Source organism: Salinibacterium sp. 10G20-15 (assembly GCF_057365065.1).
The window spans coordinates 1,431,747-1,449,288 of sequence record NZ_CP195118.1 but is presented as its reverse complement, the minus strand read 5'-3'; the positions used below and the strand labels follow the sequence as shown (position 1 = coordinate 1,449,288).

The 17,542-nt window shown below is 61.8% G+C and carries 13 protein-coding genes; 1 reads left to right on the top strand and 12 read right to left on the bottom strand.

Features of this window, described 5'->3' with window-relative positions:
* Positions 1 to 44: 44 nt before the first annotated feature.
* From ACR3YK_RS06885 to recQ, 6 genes are all read right to left on the bottom strand, one after another.
* Complete coding sequence (locus tag ACR3YK_RS06885) at positions 45 to 1,037, bottom strand: FecCD family ABC transporter permease (RefSeq protein ID WP_486174197.1); 993 nt, start codon at positions 1,035 to 1,037, stop codon at positions 45 to 47.
* Entirely contained in the window at positions 1,034 to 2,071 is a 1,038-nt protein-coding gene (locus tag ACR3YK_RS06880) for a FecCD family ABC transporter permease (RefSeq protein ID WP_486174196.1), read from the bottom strand. The genes ACR3YK_RS06885 and ACR3YK_RS06880 overlap by 4 nt, the downstream gene beginning before the upstream one ends.
* A gap of 21 nt (positions 2,072 to 2,092) precedes the next feature.
* Positions 2,093 to 3,046 carry a siderophore-interacting protein gene (locus tag ACR3YK_RS06875; RefSeq protein WP_486174195.1) on the bottom strand — a complete coding sequence of 318 codons (954 nt, stop codon included), beginning with the start codon at positions 3,044 to 3,046 and terminating at the stop codon, positions 2,093 to 2,095.
* Positions 3,047 to 3,083: 37 nt separating this feature from the next.
* Positions 3,084 to 3,578, bottom strand: coding sequence for a helix-turn-helix domain-containing protein (locus ACR3YK_RS06870; protein ID WP_486174194.1), 495 nt, complete (start codon positions 3,576 to 3,578; stop codon positions 3,084 to 3,086).
* Between the two features lie 591 nt (positions 3,579 to 4,169).
* Positions 4,170 to 4,475 carry a hypothetical protein gene (locus ACR3YK_RS06865; protein WP_486174193.1) on the bottom strand — a complete coding sequence of 102 codons (306 nt, stop codon included), beginning with the start codon at positions 4,473 to 4,475 and terminating at the stop codon, positions 4,170 to 4,172.
* Positions 4,476 to 4,792: 317 nt separating this feature from the next.
* Positions 4,793 to 6,868 carry a DNA helicase RecQ gene (recQ, locus tag ACR3YK_RS06860; RefSeq protein ID WP_486174192.1) on the bottom strand — a complete coding sequence of 692 codons (2,076 nt, stop codon included), beginning with the start codon at positions 6,866 to 6,868 and terminating at the stop codon, positions 4,793 to 4,795.
* A 62-nt stretch (positions 6,869 to 6,930) separates the two neighbouring features.
* On the opposite strand from recQ, the gene ACR3YK_RS06855 reads away from it, so the two are divergent.
* Positions 6,931 to 7,809: an EamA family transporter gene (locus ACR3YK_RS06855; protein WP_486174191.1), complete on the top strand. Its 879-nt coding sequence runs from the start codon at positions 6,931 to 6,933 to the stop codon at positions 7,807 to 7,809.
* 20 nt (positions 7,810 to 7,829) lie between these two features.
* On the opposite strand, the gene ACR3YK_RS06850 is transcribed toward ACR3YK_RS06855, so the two are convergent.
* From ACR3YK_RS06850 to ACR3YK_RS06825, 6 genes are all read right to left on the bottom strand, one after another.
* On the bottom strand, positions 7,830 to 8,798 hold the full coding sequence (locus ACR3YK_RS06850; protein WP_341619076.1) for a carbohydrate ABC transporter permease: 969 nt from the start codon (positions 8,796 to 8,798) through the stop codon (positions 7,830 to 7,832).
* Positions 8,795 to 9,928 carry a carbohydrate ABC transporter permease gene (locus ACR3YK_RS06845; RefSeq protein WP_486174190.1) on the bottom strand — a complete coding sequence of 378 codons (1,134 nt, stop codon included), beginning with the start codon at positions 9,926 to 9,928 and terminating at the stop codon, positions 8,795 to 8,797. Before ACR3YK_RS06845 ends, ACR3YK_RS06850 begins: the two co-directional genes overlap by 4 nt.
* A gap of 67 nt (positions 9,929 to 9,995) precedes the next feature.
* A complete protein-coding gene (locus tag ACR3YK_RS06840; protein WP_486174189.1) occupies positions 9,996 to 11,327 on the bottom strand; it encodes an ABC transporter substrate-binding protein in 1,332 nt (443 codons plus the stop codon).
* A gap of 211 nt (positions 11,328 to 11,538) precedes the next feature.
* Positions 11,539 to 12,108, bottom strand: a complete 570-nt coding sequence (gene cysE / locus ACR3YK_RS06835) for a serine O-acetyltransferase (RefSeq protein WP_486174188.1) — start codon at positions 12,106 to 12,108, stop codon at positions 11,539 to 11,541.
* A 71-nt stretch (positions 12,109 to 12,179) separates the two neighbouring features.
* Positions 12,180 to 13,118: a cysteine synthase A gene (cysK, locus tag ACR3YK_RS06830; protein ID WP_486174187.1), complete on the bottom strand. Its 939-nt coding sequence runs from the start codon at positions 13,116 to 13,118 to the stop codon at positions 12,180 to 12,182.
* A gap of 179 nt (positions 13,119 to 13,297) precedes the next feature.
* Positions 13,298 to 17,488 carry an ExeM/NucH family extracellular endonuclease gene (locus ACR3YK_RS06825; RefSeq protein ID WP_486174186.1) on the bottom strand — a complete coding sequence of 1,397 codons (4,191 nt, stop codon included), beginning with the start codon at positions 17,486 to 17,488 and terminating at the stop codon, positions 13,298 to 13,300.
* Between the last annotated feature and the right edge of the window lie 54 nt (positions 17,489 to 17,542).

Genomic DNA, 17,542 nt, shown 5'->3' with positions numbered 1-17,542 from the left:
CGGGCGGTTCTGGGGTGCGTCAGCCTGGGGTGCGTCAGTTTGGGTCACGATGCACGTCCTTCGCGGTTAGTGGTGGAGATGAGCCACAGCAGATACGGGGCGCCCACGATGCCGGTGACGATTCCCGTCGGCACTTGGGTTCCCGCAGTGAGCAAGTGTTGAGCAACAAAGTCGGCGCCGAGCACGAGCACGATCGCGACGAGCGCACTCGGCACCAGCGCGAGGCCTCCCCCGCGCACCATCCGGCGTGCGATCGGCGCCGAGACGAAGGCGACAAAGGCGAGCGGCCCCACGAGTGCTGTCGCGATAGCGACGAGGGCGACCGCCACGACGATGAGCGCGAGCCGCGATCGCTGCACGGAGACCCCCAGACCCGCAGCAAGATCATCGCCGAGCTGCAGCATCCGGAGCTTGGAGGCAAGAACGGCGACCGCGGGGAGCAAGATCGCGAGACTGACGGCCATGATGAGGATGTCGTCCCAACCCGCACCGCCGAGCCCGCCCACCATCCAGACGAGGGCTTGCTGCGCGTCGCGCACATCGCCGCGGGTGATGAGATAGCCGATCACTGATTGCGCCATGAACGCGATGCCGACCCCGATGAGTACGAATCGCATGCCGTTCATTCCCGAGCGCCACGACAGCAGGTAGATCGTGAACGCCACGAGCAGAGCGCCGACGAGGGCGGAGAGCGAGACGATCAGGCCAGTCGCGCCGAATACGAGCAGGCTGAGTACGGCCGCGACGCTGGCTCCCCCACTGATTCCGATGATGTCGGGGCTCGCGAGGGCATTGCGCAACAGGCTTTGGAAGAGAGCGCCGGCGAGACCGAATGCGACCGCCACTAGAATCGCGAGCAGCACCCGTGGCAGTCGCAGCTTGAACACGATGAACTGGTCAGAGGACGTGCCGCCGCCGAAAAGTGTCACGAGCAGGTCGGGAAGCGTGAGCGTATATGCCCCGACCGCAATACTGGCGAGAGCAAGCGCCACGGAGACAAGGATGAGGACGCCTGAGATGCGCCGCGTGCGGGTCACAGCCCGGCCAACTTCACTCGGCGCACAAGCGCAATCATGACCGGAGCACCGATGAAGGCCACCACAAGGCCAGCCTCGAGTTCGGACGGCGAGACGACTAGACGCCCCACAATGTCGGCGATGAGCAGCAGGCTCGGGCCGACGATTGCGGAGACGGCGATGATCCAGCGGTAGTCGGGGCCCGTGAAGGGGCGCACGATGTGCGGCACCACGAGGCCGACAAACACGATGGGGCCGGCGAGCGCGGTGGCGGAGCCGCAGAGCAGAACGACGGCTCCGGCGGCGACCGCGCGTGCAACGTAGACCCGCTGGCCGAGGCCGCGAGCGAGGTCGTCTCCGAGGGCGACGAGGTTGAGCATCCGCCCCGAAATGATCGCGAGCAGCGCACCAGCGATGACGAACCCGATCGTGAGGCGCACGGCTTCGAGGTCGCGGCTGGCGAGCGATCCGACGGACCAGAAACGGAAGGTGTTGAGGGTGTCGGTGTCGGAGATGAGCACGAGGGAGATGACGGAGGTGATGCCGGCGGTGACCGCTGTGCCTGCAAGCACGAGCTTCACCGGCGTAGCGCCTTCTCTGCCGAGGGAACCGATCGCATAGACGATGGCGGCAGCGCCCGCGGCGCCGGCGAAGGCGAACCAGATGTAGCCGGTGGGGTTCGTGATCGAGAGCACGCTGATCGCGAAGACAACCGCGAGCGAGGCACCAGCATTGACGCCGAGCAGCCCAGGGTCGGCGAGCGGGTTGCGGGTGACGCCCTGCATAACAGCCCCCGCAACGCCGAGAGACAGCCCAGCGAGCAAGCCGACGATCGTGCGCGGCAACCGCAGTTCGCGAATCACCAGTTGGTCATTGTTGCCCGTCTCGGGATCAAAGAGCGCTTGCCAGATTTGCGAGAATTCCACGCCGCGCGCGCCGAGCGCGAGACTCAGCACGAGCACAACCACGAGCAAACCGAGGGCAGCACCGAGAGTGATCCAGCGTTGGGTGCGCAGGCTCAGTCGTGCGCGCGAAGCCGAGGCGGTCTGGGTCATGGTCGGGTGTGGTGGTGCGAGCTACTGCGCTTCGGACTTGCCACGACGCCAGTACCCCATGAATGCAACCTGCTTGCGGTCAACGCCCGTCTCGATCACGAGAAAACGGCGCAGCATTTTGATGACGCAGGCCTCGGCAGCGAGCCACGCGTAGAAGTGTGTTCCGGATGCTTCGCCTGGCGAGTCCCAGAGAAGCTCGGTATCCACGTCGATGTCGCCGAGGGGTTGCGCGGCTGGCGAGAGTGCGGGCAACACGAGTGAGGCGTTAGCTTTCGTCCACGCCCGAACGGCGGGGTCGAGCGCGGAGCCTGCGGGCTGCGTTCCTCGCGGTAGCCACGTGACATGACAATTGCTGGGGAGGCTCAGCGGCGGCTGGTCTGCGGCATCCGGAATCTCGATGAAAGCGTGAGCTTGCACGCTGGGGTCGAGGCGCTCGAGGATGCTGCAGATGGCGGGCGCAGATGTTTCGTCGCCGGCGAGAAGAACGGTGCGGGCGGGGCCGGGGTGCCAGTCGATGCCGATGCCCGAGTGGATGCTCGCGGCGTCGGGCCCGACGATGATGACCTCGTCACCGACTGCTGCGCTCTCGAGCCAGCGCCCCGCAGGGCCATTAGCGCCGTGGAAGACCATGTCAACATCGAGCTCGCGGAGCTCGGGTCGCACGGCACGGATCGTGTAGGTGCGGAACGGGTTGCGCGCCTCGTCGGGCAACGCACGCCAGCGGACGTACCAGGTGCCGTCCGCAATCGTCTGCGGATCGGTAGCGCCAATGTCGCTCAGGCCAATGCCCGGAAGCGGAAGAACGATCTTGATGCGCTGGTCGAAGCCGTCAGTGCCGAAGGTCTCGAACTCAGCGCCCGTGAAGGTGACGCGCCTAAAGTGGGGCGAAAGTTCGCGGATGCTTTCAACGCGGGCCGCGAATGGTCGATAGCCCGGTCGGGCGTCCTTCGTGATCTCGCGCTCTAAGGTAAGCATTGCCTAAGTATGGCATACCTAACCTGAGACGAACAGGTCAGATTTCGCGGCTCTTCTGCACTTTTCGGGCTCGTTTGCTGCGCGACAGCGGGAATGTGCGTTCGAGATATGGCTCGAGAACTAGTCGCTTCAGAGCAATGAAAACGAGACTGCCACCGAGCCAGTAGGCGACGAAGCCCATGCTCGACAGCTGCGTATTGATCGCGAAGCTGAACAGGCTGATCACCACACCCACACCGATGAATAGCCACACCCAAGCACCTACCACCCGGTTGCGTGACGACTGCTGATCCTGAGCGCGCGACTCGAAAGAATCGACCCGGCCACTCAACTCATCGCTCTCAATCGTGGCGAAGAGATCTCGAACTGGCACCCCGAGCGCATCAGCCACCAACGACAGTGTTTCAAGGCTGGCATCGCTTCCCGCTTCCAAACGTTGGATGGTGCGGATGCCGACACCACACTCAGTGGCGAGCTTCTCTTGGGTCCAGCCGCGCTCTCGGCGCAGGTCAACTATGCGTGTCTCATTCATGTGACCAATACTCCACGATGCGCTGGGCGCGGGCTACGACAGCAACGCGCCACGTGCACGCCAATGGCCCGCCACCTCGCCGCCAGAGATATCGAATAAACGGGCTCCGCGACCGTTGTCTCGGCACGAGACCATCGAGCTAAAACTAGACAGCTTCCTTAAATCAAGCTCAGTCGCTCGAGTTCTGTCGAAATATGGTCCGTTAGCTTCTTCATATCGTCGATCGAGCCCGCGGTGAGGCCGCTCTCATAACGAACTTCGCAACTTTTAGTGTGGAGGAGCACGTATTGCCGCCAGATCTTTGGATACAAGATTCGAACGACGTCGTTAACGCCCAACCCCCGCATGGGATGGCCATTATGGTGACTCACATGCCTGGAGCTAGCCGACAATCGTCCATCTACAGCCTTTGCTCCGGCATCGGAATTTAGCCGTGAATCATTATAAAAGGCGGCTCGAATCGCGCGGTAAGCAGCATAGAAATAGCAAACTGCCGCCCATTCGTCGCCCGCCTCGTGAAGCGTCGTCGCTGTAGAGTATGCCTTTGCGCGATGCTCAAGCTGCTCCGCAGCGACGGGATGCACGAACTAACTAAGCCGAAAAGACGACGGCCTTAGCCATCTCGGCGCGCTCGACACCTTCAACAGACGGTGCACCAAAGTGAAGCTCAAGCTCAACCTCATCTGCGTAGCAATCCCGGACGTCCGCGAACGCCGAGACAGCATCAAGCTGCGCGTCAAGCGTCGAAAGTCTTAGTTCCGCCCAAACTTCTGCACGTAGCTCTTGGGCAAAGAGTTGAACGCTAATCGAGCGAAGGCTTTCGCCACCGCCCAAATAGGATCCAGCAGTCTCGCCAATAGCCTGCGCCAAAACGGCACCGTCAGATTTGTTGCTCATATCGCCATCATAGGCTGTAGTTTCTGGAAACTCCTACTTGTTTCGCAATCTGTGCACCCCCATCCGAGGGTGGGAATCAGATACCAGTGCACCCCGCGAACGAACCGCAATGCGCCGTCCATTCACCCGTTTCACTGTGCCTCGCACTCGAAAATACTTCGAGTTCGTGCTGCTTTGGGAGGCTGAAATAGAAACACCTTTGCAATTCGGAGCCTGCGCTTCGTGTCATATTCGCCCGAACCTGCACCAGCATGGAGGCACCTGCCGAAGACCACCGCAAGGCACTGCAACCAGCTCCAACCAAACGCTGGTTAGGTCTAGAACTCCGGCGGCCCATCGTAGGGAGCGTCGTCATCCGTGTAGAACGGGATGTCGCCTTCGTCGCCGGGAACCGGGGCTGCTGTGGCCGGAGCCGGGCGTGACGCGGCCGGGCGCGAGGCAGGGCGCGAGGCAAGCCGCGATGCCGCAGGGCGTGCAGTCGCTGGACGCGACTGACGCGCCGGCGCGGCGGGAGCCGCCGCCGCGAACGCGGGTACGGCACCGGCAGCCGCACCACTCTCCGCTTCGACCTCCCCCGATCCGCCCGCGACGACCGCAAGCACCGCAGCGCCATAGGTGTCGAGCTTCTTCTGGCCGACACCGCTGATCTCCGAGAGCTCAGCCAACGACTCTGGTTTGGTGACGGCAATGCCGCGCAGCGTGGCATCCGCGAACACCACGTAGGCAGGAACGCCATTGTCGCGCGCAACACCAGCACGCCACGACCGCAGATTCTCGAACAGGTCGGTCGCCGAGGCGGGCAGGTCGGTCATGATCTTGCGCTTGGCTGCAGCACCGCTGGCACCCGAACCGCGAGCCTTGCGCGGTGCTTCCTTACGCAGCTTCACCGTGCGCCCGCCACTCAACACCGACGCACTTGCGGGCGTGATCGCGAGCGTGCCGTACTCCCCCTGCACGGTCAGCAACGACTGCGCGAGCAACTGGCGAACGACCGAGCGCCAGTCTTGCTCCGAGACATCCGCACCAATGCCGAAGGTCGCCAGATCGTCGTGGCGCTGCTGCGTCACGCGCGGCGTGGTCTTGCCGATGAGGATGTCGACCAGGTGCCCAGCCCCAAACTTTTGGTTGCGCTCGCGCTCCAACCGCACAATCGTGGACATCAACTTCTGGGCCGCGACAGTGCCATCCCACGACTCGGGCGGAGACAGGCAGGTGTCGCAGTTACCGCACGCCGTGGATTCTTGACCGAAGTAGCCGAGCAACTGCACGCGGCGACACTCCACGGTTTCGCACAGGGCGAGCATCGCATCGAGATGCGCGCTCAGGTTGCGACGGTGAGCCAGGTCGCCTCCCGACTGATCGATCATGCGGCGCTGCTGCATGACATCCTGCAAGCCGTAAGCAAGCCATGCGGTTGCGGGCAGACCGTCACGGCCAGCGCGACCGGTTTCTTGGTAGTAGCCCTCAACGCTCTTGGGCAGGTCGAGGTGCGCCACGAAGCGCACGTCGGGCTTGTCGATGCCCATGCCGAAGGCGATCGTCGCAACCATGACCATGCCCTCTTCGCGCAAGAAACGACTCTGGTTGCTGGCCCGAATCCTGGAGTCGAGACCCGCGTGATACGGCAGCGCGGCGATGCCATTCTCAACCAAGAACTGCGCCGTCTTTTCCACCGAAGCCCGCGACAAGCAGTACACGATCCCAGCGTCGCCCGAATGCTCGGTGTTGAGCAGCGTGAGCAATTGCTGCAACGGTTGCGCCTTCGCTTCAATGCGGTACTGGATGTTGGGCCGGTCAAAACTAGAAACGAATTGCGTAGCGTCGGTGAGCTTCAGTCGCTGGGCGATCTCTTTGCGGGTGGCTTCCGTCGCGGTTGCGGTGAGCGCGATCCGCGGGACGCTTGGCCACAGGTCATGCAACACATCGAGCTGCAAGTAATCGGGGCGAAAGTCGTGGCCCCACTGCGACACACAGTGCGCTTCGTCGATGGCGAAGAGCCCGATCTGCCCCTGCTTGAGAAGGTCGACAGTGGACGAGACGCGGAGGCGCTCGGGCGCGAGGTAGAGAAGATCCAGCTCACCAGCCAGATACGCGTTCTCGACGCGACTGCGCTCTTCGGCGGACTGGGTGGAGTTGAGAAACTCTGCACGGGCGCCCACGGCGGCTAGGGCATCCACTTGATCTTGCATCAAAGCGATGAGGGGCGAAATGACAACGCCCGTTCCCTCGCGAACGAGGGCGGGAACTTGGTAACACAGAGACTTGCCGCCACCGGTGGGCATGAGAACGAGCGCATCGCCGCCACCAACAACCGTGTTGATAATGTCGCCCTGCTGCCCCCGGAACGAGTCGTAACCGAACGTGGACTCAAGAACAGACTGGGCAGACACCATGCCGAGAAGTCTAGGCGCAGCCACTACCATTGGCAGGATTAGTCCCCATAGCGACAGGCGCCATGTTCACCGTATTTCTTGGGCTTTCTAGCGCGCTCACTTTCGGCGCCGCTGACTTCTTCGGCGGCATTGCCGCCAAACGAATTAGCCCCATTTTGGCCACCGCTGTCGGAGCCGTTGCTGGCCTCGCCGCCCTCGTGCTGATCTTTCCGTTCGTTCCCGCCGTGTGGTCGACCGAAGCTGCTCTGTATGGTGCCCTCGCCGGCGTCAATAGCGCGGTCGCGATCGGCTTGCTCTACGCCTGCCTCGCGATCGGCCCCATGAGCATCCTCTCTCCCGTGACCGCGGTGATGTCGGCGATCGTGCCAGTGACCGTCGGCCTGCTGCGCGGAGAGTCGCTTGGCGCCTTCGGCCTCGTTGCGATCCCGATTGCACTCATTGCAGTGGTTCTTGTCGGCTTCGTTCCCGAGAAGAACGCCGTGCGACCGAGCGCCAAAGCACTGATCATGGCGGTGGGCGCGGGCGCGTCGATCGGTCTGTTCTTTGTGATTCTGGATGCCGCTCCCGACGACTCGGGAATCATCCCCGTTGTCGGAAACCGCGTCGTCAACGCGCTGCTCATGTTCGGCTTGTTCTTTGCGCTGGCAGCGCTCGCCAAACGCAAACGAGCCGGAGCGCCCGCTCCCGCCCGCTCATCCCTCTGGCGTCGCGGACTCTACTTCGCCATGATCGGCGGCACCCTCGACGTGATCGCTAATATGGCGATCATCACGGGCGTGCGCATCGGCGACCTCTCGGTCATTGCGGTGCTCACTGCGCTCTACCCCGCCGGCACGGTGTTGCTGGCGGCGATTGTGTTGCGCGAACGCGTTGCACCACTGCAGTATGTCGGCATCGCCCTTGGCATCACCGCGAGCGTGCTGCTCGTAGTGGGCGGCTAGCGCGCATCCCCTTCGACCGGCTACCCCTTCGTCGAGCCCGCAAGCAGTCCACGCACGAAGTAGCGCTGCAGCGCGAAGAATACGATGAGCGGCACGAGGATCGAGATGAAGGCACCGGCGGTGAGCAGGTTCCAATCCTGACCACGGCTACCGGTGATCTCCGCCAGCAGTTTCGTCATCGGCGCGACCCGGCCGTCGGCGAAGACCAACGCCACCAAAAGATCGTTCCAGACCCACAGGAACTGGAAGATCGCGAACGACGCGATGGCCGGCATCGTGAGCGGAAGCACGATGCGGAAGAAGACCTGGCCGTGGCCAGCGCCATCCACTCTCGCCGCCTCAATGAGCTCGGAGGGGATCTCCGAGACGAAGTTGTGGAGCAAGAAGATGGCCAACGGCAGCGCGAAGATCGTGTGAGCGATCCAGACCTGCGAGTAGGAATTCGAGGCGTTGAGGCTCGAGAACAGCTCGATGTCTCCGATTGACAGTCCACGAGAGAACAGGCTGAGCAGCGGAACGAGCGCCATTTGCAGCGGCACGATCTGTAGCGCGAAAACGCCAATGAAGATCCAGTTGCGGCCGGGGAACTTGATCCACGCAAAAGCGTAGGCCGCGAGGCTGGCGATCACGAGCGGGAAGATCGTGGCCGGCAACGTGATGGCAATCGAGTTGATGAAAGCGCCCGCGAGGTTCAGCGTGCTGTTTCCCGCCGCCAATACCTCGGTGTAGTTGTTGAGTGTGAAGCCGGGGTTTTGGAAGATCGTCCACCAGCCGTTACGGAGAATCTCCTCCGGCGGACGAAGGGACGACACGAAGAGACCAAAGGTCGGCGTAGTCCACAGCACGGCAATCACGAGCGCAGCAATTGTTGCTCCCCGACTAGTGAGCCGCTTCTTGGTGCGGGTGGCGGCGCCCTGCTTTTCGCCGCGGGCCAGTTGCTTCTTGGTCTTCTTGTTCAGCGGAAGCTTCGCGGGCACTGTCGCGGTCATCGGATCTCCCTCTGCTTAGCAATCTGTCTCGCGTTGTAGATAACAATCGGCAGCACCATGATGAACAGCACGACCGCGAAGGCCGCAGACCTACCCACTTCAAACCCTTGCCACTGTGAATACATCTCGTTCGCGATAACGCTCGTCTCATTGGCGCCGGCCGTCATGGTGCGCACAATATCGAAGACTTTCAGCGAGGCAATGGAGATGGTCGTCAGCACCACGACGAGCGAGCTGCGGATGCCCGGCACGGTCACGTTGATGAAGCGCTGCCAAGCGTTGGTTCCGTCAAGCTCCGCAGCCTCAAGCTGTTCGGCGGGAACGCCCTTGATGGCGGCCGAAAGGATCACCATGGCGAAACCGGTCTGAATCCAGATGAGCACGACAATGAGAAAGAACGTGTTCCACGGTGAATTGGAGATCCAGTCCACCGGTTGCCCGCCCATCCAGACCACAATCTGATTGAGCAGACCGATCTGCTCTTGATCGGCGGGGCGCACCGCGTAGACGAAGCGCCAGATGATGCTCGCTCCTACGAACGAGATAGCCATCGGCATAAACACGAGAATCTTGAAGAACTTCTCGCCGCGCGACTTATCGATGAAGACGGCATAGGCGAGGCCGAAGATGGTGGAGACCGTTGGCACGATCAGCACCCACACAACAGTGTTGAGAACGGTGCGGATGCCGGTGTCTTGAGTGAAGATCCAGATGAAGTTGTCGAGGCCCACGAATCGCGTTCCGCGGCTGTTCATGAACGCCTGAATTGTGGTTTGGATCGTCGGGTAGATGAGTCCGATGGCGAGCAAGAAGATTGCCGGGCTCATGAAGCCCACCAGCTGGAAGAGGTAGCCTGCGCCTTGCTTCGAGCGGTAGTCCAGGAGGAAGAACAACCCACCAAAGACGGCTGCTGCGCCGGCGGCCCAGTAGACCGAGCCGAGAGCTAAGAAAATGAGGGTGGGGAAGAGCACGCAGGCCGCGGCACGGAAGATCGTGTATTTGCGGCCGCTGCGAGGGGCAATCTCGATGAAGAAGATCAGCAGCGCGATGACCGCGAAAAAAGCCAGCAGAACCAGGGGAATCTGAGCGAGCGCGGGAAGCGTGGCTATCCACGCGAGAAAGACGGACATGGGCGACCTTTCATGGGTGGGCTGGAACGCTACGCGCGCTCCAGCCCACCTTCTCTAGTGAACAGTCTTACTCAGAGGGCCATGACGCGTCGATGGTCGAGAGAACTTCTTCTGTTGACTTGCCGTTGATCCAGTCGACCATTCCCGTCCAGAACGAACCGGCACCGACAACACCGGGCATAAGGTCGGAGGCGTCGAAGCGGAACGTTGTGTCAGGGTTCTGCAGAATCTCGATTGCCTGTTGCAGAATGGGGCTGCTCGCGTTGGCGGGGTCGAGACCGTTGTTGGCGCTGATGACTCCCCCCAGGGCAACGCGAGAGTTCGCCCACTCGGGACTCGACAGGTATTCCTGCACAGCGATGGTGTCTTCGTCGTTGGAGAAGGCTGCAACGATCTCGCCACCACCGGTCACAGCGTTGCCGCCGGCTTCAACGGATGGCGTCACGAACGCCCAAATGTCAGCATCCGGTCCGACCGTGGCGTTTCCGTTCTTGGGGTCCTGAATGAACCCGTCGAAGAATGAAGCCTGGTGGTGCAGTGCACAGGTACCGTCGCCGAGGGCGCGAGCCGGGTCGCCGAATGGCGTGGAGTTGATCGATTTCACGTCGCCGAATCCAGCGTTCACGAAATCTGGGTTCAAGAGGATGTCGCCGACCGAGTCAAAAGCAGACACGATCGCGGGATCTGAGAACGGAATCTCGTGCGAAACCCACTGGTCGTAAACATCCGGGCCTGCTTCGCGAAGCACGAGGTCTTCGACCCAGTCGGTTCCTGGCCAACCCGTTGCGGCATCCGACCCGAATCCGGCACACCACGGTGCGGTTCCGGTCTCGTCAGCGATCGTTTGGGTGAGTGCGAGAAGCTCATCCCACGTCTCGGGCACTTCCACGCCCCACTCCTCGAACTGTGACGGCGAGTACCAGACAAAGCCCTTGACACTGGCCATGAGCGGTGCGCCGTAGAGAGTGTCACCGGTTGTGCCGTAGGCAGCCCAGTCTTCTGACCAGTACTCTGCGACGTTGGCTGCGACGCCTTCAGGCGCCGGCTGAATGTAGTCCCGCGACGCTAGATCAGCGAGGAGTCCAGGCTGCGGGAAGATTGCGATGTCCGGAGCGTTTCCACCCTGAGCGCGGATGCTGATCTGCGCTTCGAACTCTTTGCTCGATTCGTACTGAATGTCGATGTCATTCGCTTCTTCCCAGTCAGCCCAGGATTCTTCAAGAAGTTCGGCTTCCGTGTCGGCGATGGTGCCGTAGATGGTGACTACGCCATCCGCTTCACCAGCATCACCGGGGCCACCGGTAGCGCCTCCACCGGAGGCGCAGCCTGTGAGAACCATGCTGGCGACGCCAAGGGTGGCGATGGGCAGCATGGCCCGTCGAAAGTTGTGGGAAATCATACAAATCCTCCTCGTCGAGGTTTGCCCGCAGACCGAGCAGCGTGCGGGGGAACAACTGCAGCTCTGAACATACCCTCCGCGCGCGGCGCGAGAGAGCGCGTTCATGACTCACGCTAAGCGACGCCTACAGAGTTATGCAAGCGCTTGCGCTACAGAGCTGTCTACCGCAACACGAATGAGACATTGCAGCCTCAACTCCGGCGGGCCCTCGCTAAATGTAAATCGCAGGATCGGTGTAGCCGAAGTCATCGAGAGGGGCTTTCGCGCCACGCTTGGGTCTCGCTACAGCGGGGGCTCCGACGAGGAGAGAATCGGCGGGAGCATCCGCAACCACAACCGCACCGGCGCCCACAACGGAGCCAGAACCAACGGTGATGTCACCCAGAATGGCGGCGCCCGCGCCCACGACGATGTCGCTGCCAAGCGTCGGATGGCGCTTGCCACCCTCAGAACTCGTGCCACCGAGAGTGACGCCGTGATAGATGAGAACGTCGTCACCCACGATGGCGGTCTCGCCAATAACGACGCCCGAACCATGATCAATAATGACGCGGCGACCAAGTTGCGCCGCGGGGTGAATCTCTACGCCCGTCAAGAAACGAACGTACTGGGAGACCACGCGGGCAATAAAGCGTGCCCGCGCGGTCCACAACCAGTGCGCAAACCGGTAACCCCACACGGCGTGCATTCCCGAATAGGTGAGCCAAATCTCGAAGGAGCCGCGGGCAGCCGGGTCGCGGCGGCGCACAGCGGCAATGTCTTCACGAGTTCGAGCAAACAATAGGAAAATCCGTCGTTAGTAGTGGTTAGCGGCGCTGAAGTGAAGAAACCCCGTCGTAGTCGACGGGCCCCTTAGTCGACGAGGTCTTCGTACAGCAGAGTCGACAGGTAACGCTCGCCAAAGCTCGCAACGATAACGACGATGGTCTTGCCGGCGTTCTCGGGGCGCTTGGCCAGTTCGAGAGCGGCGTGCACGGTAGCTCCCGAGGAGATACCGGCGAGGATGCCCTCTTCGGCAGCAAGGCGGCGAGCCATGGTGACGGACTGCGTGATGTTGACGTCGAGAACTTCGTCGTAGACATCGCGGTCAAGAATCTCGGGCACGAAGTTGGCACCGATTCCCTGAATCTTGTGCGGGCCAGGAGCTCCGCCGTTGAGGATCGCCGACTCTTCGGGCTCAACCGCAACGACCTTGATCTCGGGATTCTGTTCCTTGAGGAAGCCACCCGCACCAGAGATGGTTCCGCCGGTTCCGATACCGGCAACGAAAATGTCGACGGCGCCATCGGTGTCGGCCCAGATCTCGGGGCCCGTGGTGGCACGGTGAATGGCGGGGTTGGCAGCGTTAGCGAACTGCTTGGCCGCGACCGCTCCTTCCGTGTTCTCGACGATCTCTGCAGCCTTCTCGACTGCACCACGCATACCGTCAGCGGCAGGGGTAAGCACGAGCTCGGCACCGAAGGCGCGCAGCAACATGCGGCGCTCCTTGCTCATGCTCTCGGGCATCGTAAGGACGACGCGGTAACCGCGAGCGGCACCGACCATCGCGAGCGCGATCCCGGTGTTTCCACTGGTTCCTTCCACGATGGTTCCACCGGGCTTCAACGCTCCGGCCTTTTCAGCGGCGTCGATGATCGCAACACCGATGCGGTCCTTCACGCTGGCCGAAGGGTTCTGGAATTCGAGCTTCGCGAGCACCGTAGCTCCAGCGCCCTCTGTTACTGCGTTCAGCTGAACCAGAGGAGTGTTACCGACAAGTTCGGTGATGTTCTTATAGATACGACTAGCCATGATTCAGAGGTTCCTTCGTGGGTCGGAGATCGATGGGAGCTTGCTCACCATAGTTACTAGCAATCAGCGCGCCAAATTTATTTCATCAAGCTGGATATATCTGTGATGGATCCCACGCAAAAGAGGGCCCCGCAGCGCGGGACCCTCTTCGCAGTAGTGGGCTAGCTGCCCGGTGTTCTCTAGAAGACGAACACCAGTCGCGGCCAGCTTGAACTCGACTCCACCGTGTCATTACCGGAGTATTCGACCCAGATGAAGTGGATGCCACGACTGAGCTTCGGGAGCTTCAGCGAGGCATTGCCGCGCTTGTCTACCGTGCTCGTGCCGACAGCATCGCGACCGTCATAGAAGGTCACCTCGCCGGCGGTCGTGCCATCCTTGCCGGCTTTGACGCTCGCATCCGCCGTGACGGAGCGGTTGCCCCACACGAACCACGAGGAGAGGCTCGAACGAACACTCGAGGAGATCTTCTCCACCGTTTGCGCGTCGGACTCAGCCACGCCATCCGAGTAACCGTCCTTGCTTGCCGTGACCTGCACGCTTAGCTCGGTTCCGATGTCGTCGGTCGTGATGCGGTAGCGGCTGTCGGTCGCATCAGCAATCGGTGCGCCGTCACGCAGCCACTGGTAGCTGTAGTCAGGTGACTTCACGCTCCAGTTGCCGTGGGTGGCCTTCACTGTCTTGCCCACCTGCACGTTGCCGCGGATGCCCGGTGCCTTAGTGTTCTCGATGGCCTCAGCAGTCGTCGCAACCTCGATCGGAACCACCACAGCGGTATCCGTGCCCGGAACCATGACGGTCAGCGGGAGCGTGCCCGAAGGTACACCGGCGGGGATCGTGACGGTCACGCTCGCGCGACCCTGTTCATCCGTGGTGTCGACGATGGTGCGGTCGATCGTTGCCGAACCGAGCACGTTTCCCTCAACCGAGACCTCGACCGTGGTGGCGTCTGAGCCGCCACGGCTGAACGTGAGCGATGAGAGGTCGAGCGTGACGTCGTCTCCGGGGTTGTAGCCGTCAGCATCCGGAGCCGAAACAACAGCACCGATGGCGCGCTGTTCCAGCGGCGGGTCAGCGATCGTGTTCTCTTCGAACCACTCGACCATCGACTGCAGGTCAACGCGGCCACTGTCGGCCCGGTCGGTTCCCTCGGCGAGAGTAGCGAAGTTGTCGCCACCGGCCGCGAGGAAGGAGTTAGCGACCACGGTGTAGCTGGCTGCGACATCCACTGGAACACCGTTGAGGTACATCGCGGTCACTCGCTCGCCCTGGGCTGCGGTGGGGTCGTACGAATACGTGAGCCCCTCCGAAACGCCGAGCTTGAGGAACGGACGCTGGGCACCCTCGGGCTGCCACTGCTCTTCGAGCACTGACTTGATCTGAGCACCGGTCAGCGACATCGTCGTAAGCGTGTTGCCGAAGGGCTGCACGTTCGCAGCCTCACGGTATGTGACTTCGCCGTCGGCGTCTCCAGCACCCGATGCTTCGTAGACAAGGTCGGTACGCAAACCACCCGGGTTCATAAACGCGATCTCTGCACCCGAATCGGATGCGGCCCACAGTTGAACATCGGCAACAAAGTTGCCGAGGGTCGACTCGCCACCACGGTTCTCGGGGAACGGAGTTCCGTCAACCGGGGTCTGCACTGCGCGGAACATGCTTTCGGAGATCTCTCCGACCGTGGCGTTGCCCAGCTCCGCCGCCGCAGCCGTAGCCTCGTCGACGATCGCCTGCACAGCAGCATCCGGTTCGAAGCCCTCAATCGGCAGAACCTCAGCCTCGAAGTCGATAATCTCCTTCGTTGCCGGGTCGACGTTGAGGTCGAAGTGACCGTAGTACGAACCGTACTGACCGGCAGAGATCACCAGTCGCGGGTCATCCATGCCATCAACCGCAATCTCGTGGTCATAGGCGAGGTGGGTGTGTCCCGAGACGATGGCCTGAATCTTCGGACTCACGTTCATGACGATCTGGCCGAATGCCGAGTCATCCATAGAGGCCGCGATATCGGTGGATGCTGCGCCTTCGTGAATGAGCAGGACGAGAACATCTGCTTCGCCGTTGGTGTCGTCTCCGTCAGTGAGGTAGTCCGCAACGCGGTTCACTTCCTCGACCACTCCACGAACCTCAAGCGAAGCGATGCCAGCGGGGCTGACAAGCTCTTCGAGATCTTCGGTGATAGCACCGATGAATCCAACCTTGACACCCTCGAACTCCTGCAGGAAGTACTCGTCGTACGCGGGCATGTTGATGTCGCGGTCGTAGAGGTTTGCTGCGAGGTAGGGCCAGTCGGCGGCATCCAAGATGCGGTCGTCGACATCGGCACGACCCTGATCGAATTCGTGGTTACCGAAGGAGCTCGTGTCGAGTCCGATCTCGTTGAGCACGTCGATCGTGGGCTCATCGTTCTGGATGAACGAGGTGAACGTCGTGGCTCCAACAAAGTCACCGGCACCGACGAAGGTGGTGTTGGGGTTTTGCGATTCCCACGAACGCACCATTCCGGCGAGCATTGCTGCCCCCGGGATGCCGCGGTCGACTTCAAGTCGACCGTGGAAGTCATTCGTGGTGAGAATCTCAATCTCAACCGGCGCAGCCTCAGTGCTGAGACCGACGCTGATGGGGTCGTGGTCGCTCGAACGGAAGACCGTTCCCGCCTCCGCCGCACCGTAGGCGTAGCCACGGTCTGACCACTCGGGCGAGTTGATGTTCCAGACAGCAGCATCGGTCACATGGTCGGCGAGCGACGGTGAGACGATGATGTGGTCGAGCGATCCGAGTTCACCATCGAAGGTGTACGTGTACTCGTTGTCGCCTTCGGCGGCGAGAGTGTCGATGTAGCCCGCCTCGGTGAAGACCTGAATGGGGTCTTCTTCGGAGTAGGCGTTGAAGTCTCCGACGAGAACGACCTGGTCGCTCTTGGCTTCATCAGCGGCGATCGAGTCAACGAGATCCTTGACGGCGTTGGCCTGCTCCACACGCTCCGTGTTGAAGAAGCCCTGACCGTCGGTCGGCTCGGTTCCCGATCCACCCTTTGACTTGAAGTGGTTAGCGACCACCGTGATGAGCTCACCGTTGGACTCGAACGTCTGAGCAATCGGCTCACGCGCGATGTCCCAGACCGTCTCGTCAACCTGCGTGAAGCTGTCGCCCACGGGCGTTACAGCGGCCGGCTTGAAGATGATCGCGTTCGTGATGAAGTCGGTGATGGCTGCATCGTTGAGCGCTGCGGGCGTGCGAACGTAGTCCCACGTTCCAGCGCCGGCGGCGGCATTGAGCGCACCGACGAGATCCATGAGCGCTTCGTCGAGGTCTCCACCCAGCTTGATGGAGTTCTCGATCTCCATGAGACCAACAACATCCGCATCGAGCGAGTTGATAGCCGCAACGATCTTCGACTGCTGGATAGCGAACTCTTCTGCCGTAGCCGCACCACGAGCATCCGAATCTTCGCTCTTCAGGGTCGTGAAGTAGTTGTAGACGTTGAAGGCCGAAACCTTGAAGTCTCCGCCCACAACGGGAGCCGACTCCTCACGCGGGTTCGTGGACTCGAACGTGGGGCGATATTCCGCCGGGCTCGCGTCGTTGATCGCGACCGTCGGCTGCAAACGCCAGTCGTCGAAGCCGTAGCTCAAAACGTAGGGGTTGGCCGGAAACTGAACCGTGTCGCCATTGCGCACAACGGTGTCGGCCGAGAAGTAGGGCTGCTCACCGGGGTGAGCACCATTGGAAATCTGGATGCTGTAGCCGTCATCGAGCAGAATGCGGCTGGCACGATTGGCGGCGGCGATCGCGTCGGCGTCGGCTCCGGCATCCGTGGTCTCGGTGCTTTTAACGGCGAGCTCGTCTGGGCTGAGCCAGAGGGTGCCGTAGTTGTAGAGCTGGTGGCTCGAACTGACGAGGTAGTCGCCCGTGGGGGTGACGAGCATCGACTCGAGGGATTCGCGATCGTCGCCGACAGTGCTCGCATCGAGAGCGGAGGGCTCAACAGCGTCAGCCGGGTCAAGGTCGGCGGCGGCGGTAACCAACGCTACGCGAGCGCCGGAACCAAGCTGGGTCAGACCGTAGTATTCGTCGACGGTTCCGGTGGCGGTGACCTTGTCTCCGATCGAGACAGCGGGGTTTGCGCTTCCCAAGTAAACGAAGATTCCGTCGGAAGCTCCAGGAGTGGCATCGTCTGCTCCGCCCGATCCGGGAGTTTGAATGACAATGCCGCGGTAGCCGGAGGCTCCCCGGTAGTCAGCGGTGACAACACCGTCGACGGTGACAGTGTCGCCAACCATAGTGCTCGCGGCGGAAGTTCCTTGAACTTCGGCGATAGTTGTTGTCGCTTCGGCGGCGAGGGCAGCCGGAGCGGTAATCGCAGTCAACGCGATGGCGCACGACGTGGCAAGAGCCCCGATCGTTAGCCGCGTTGGCCTACT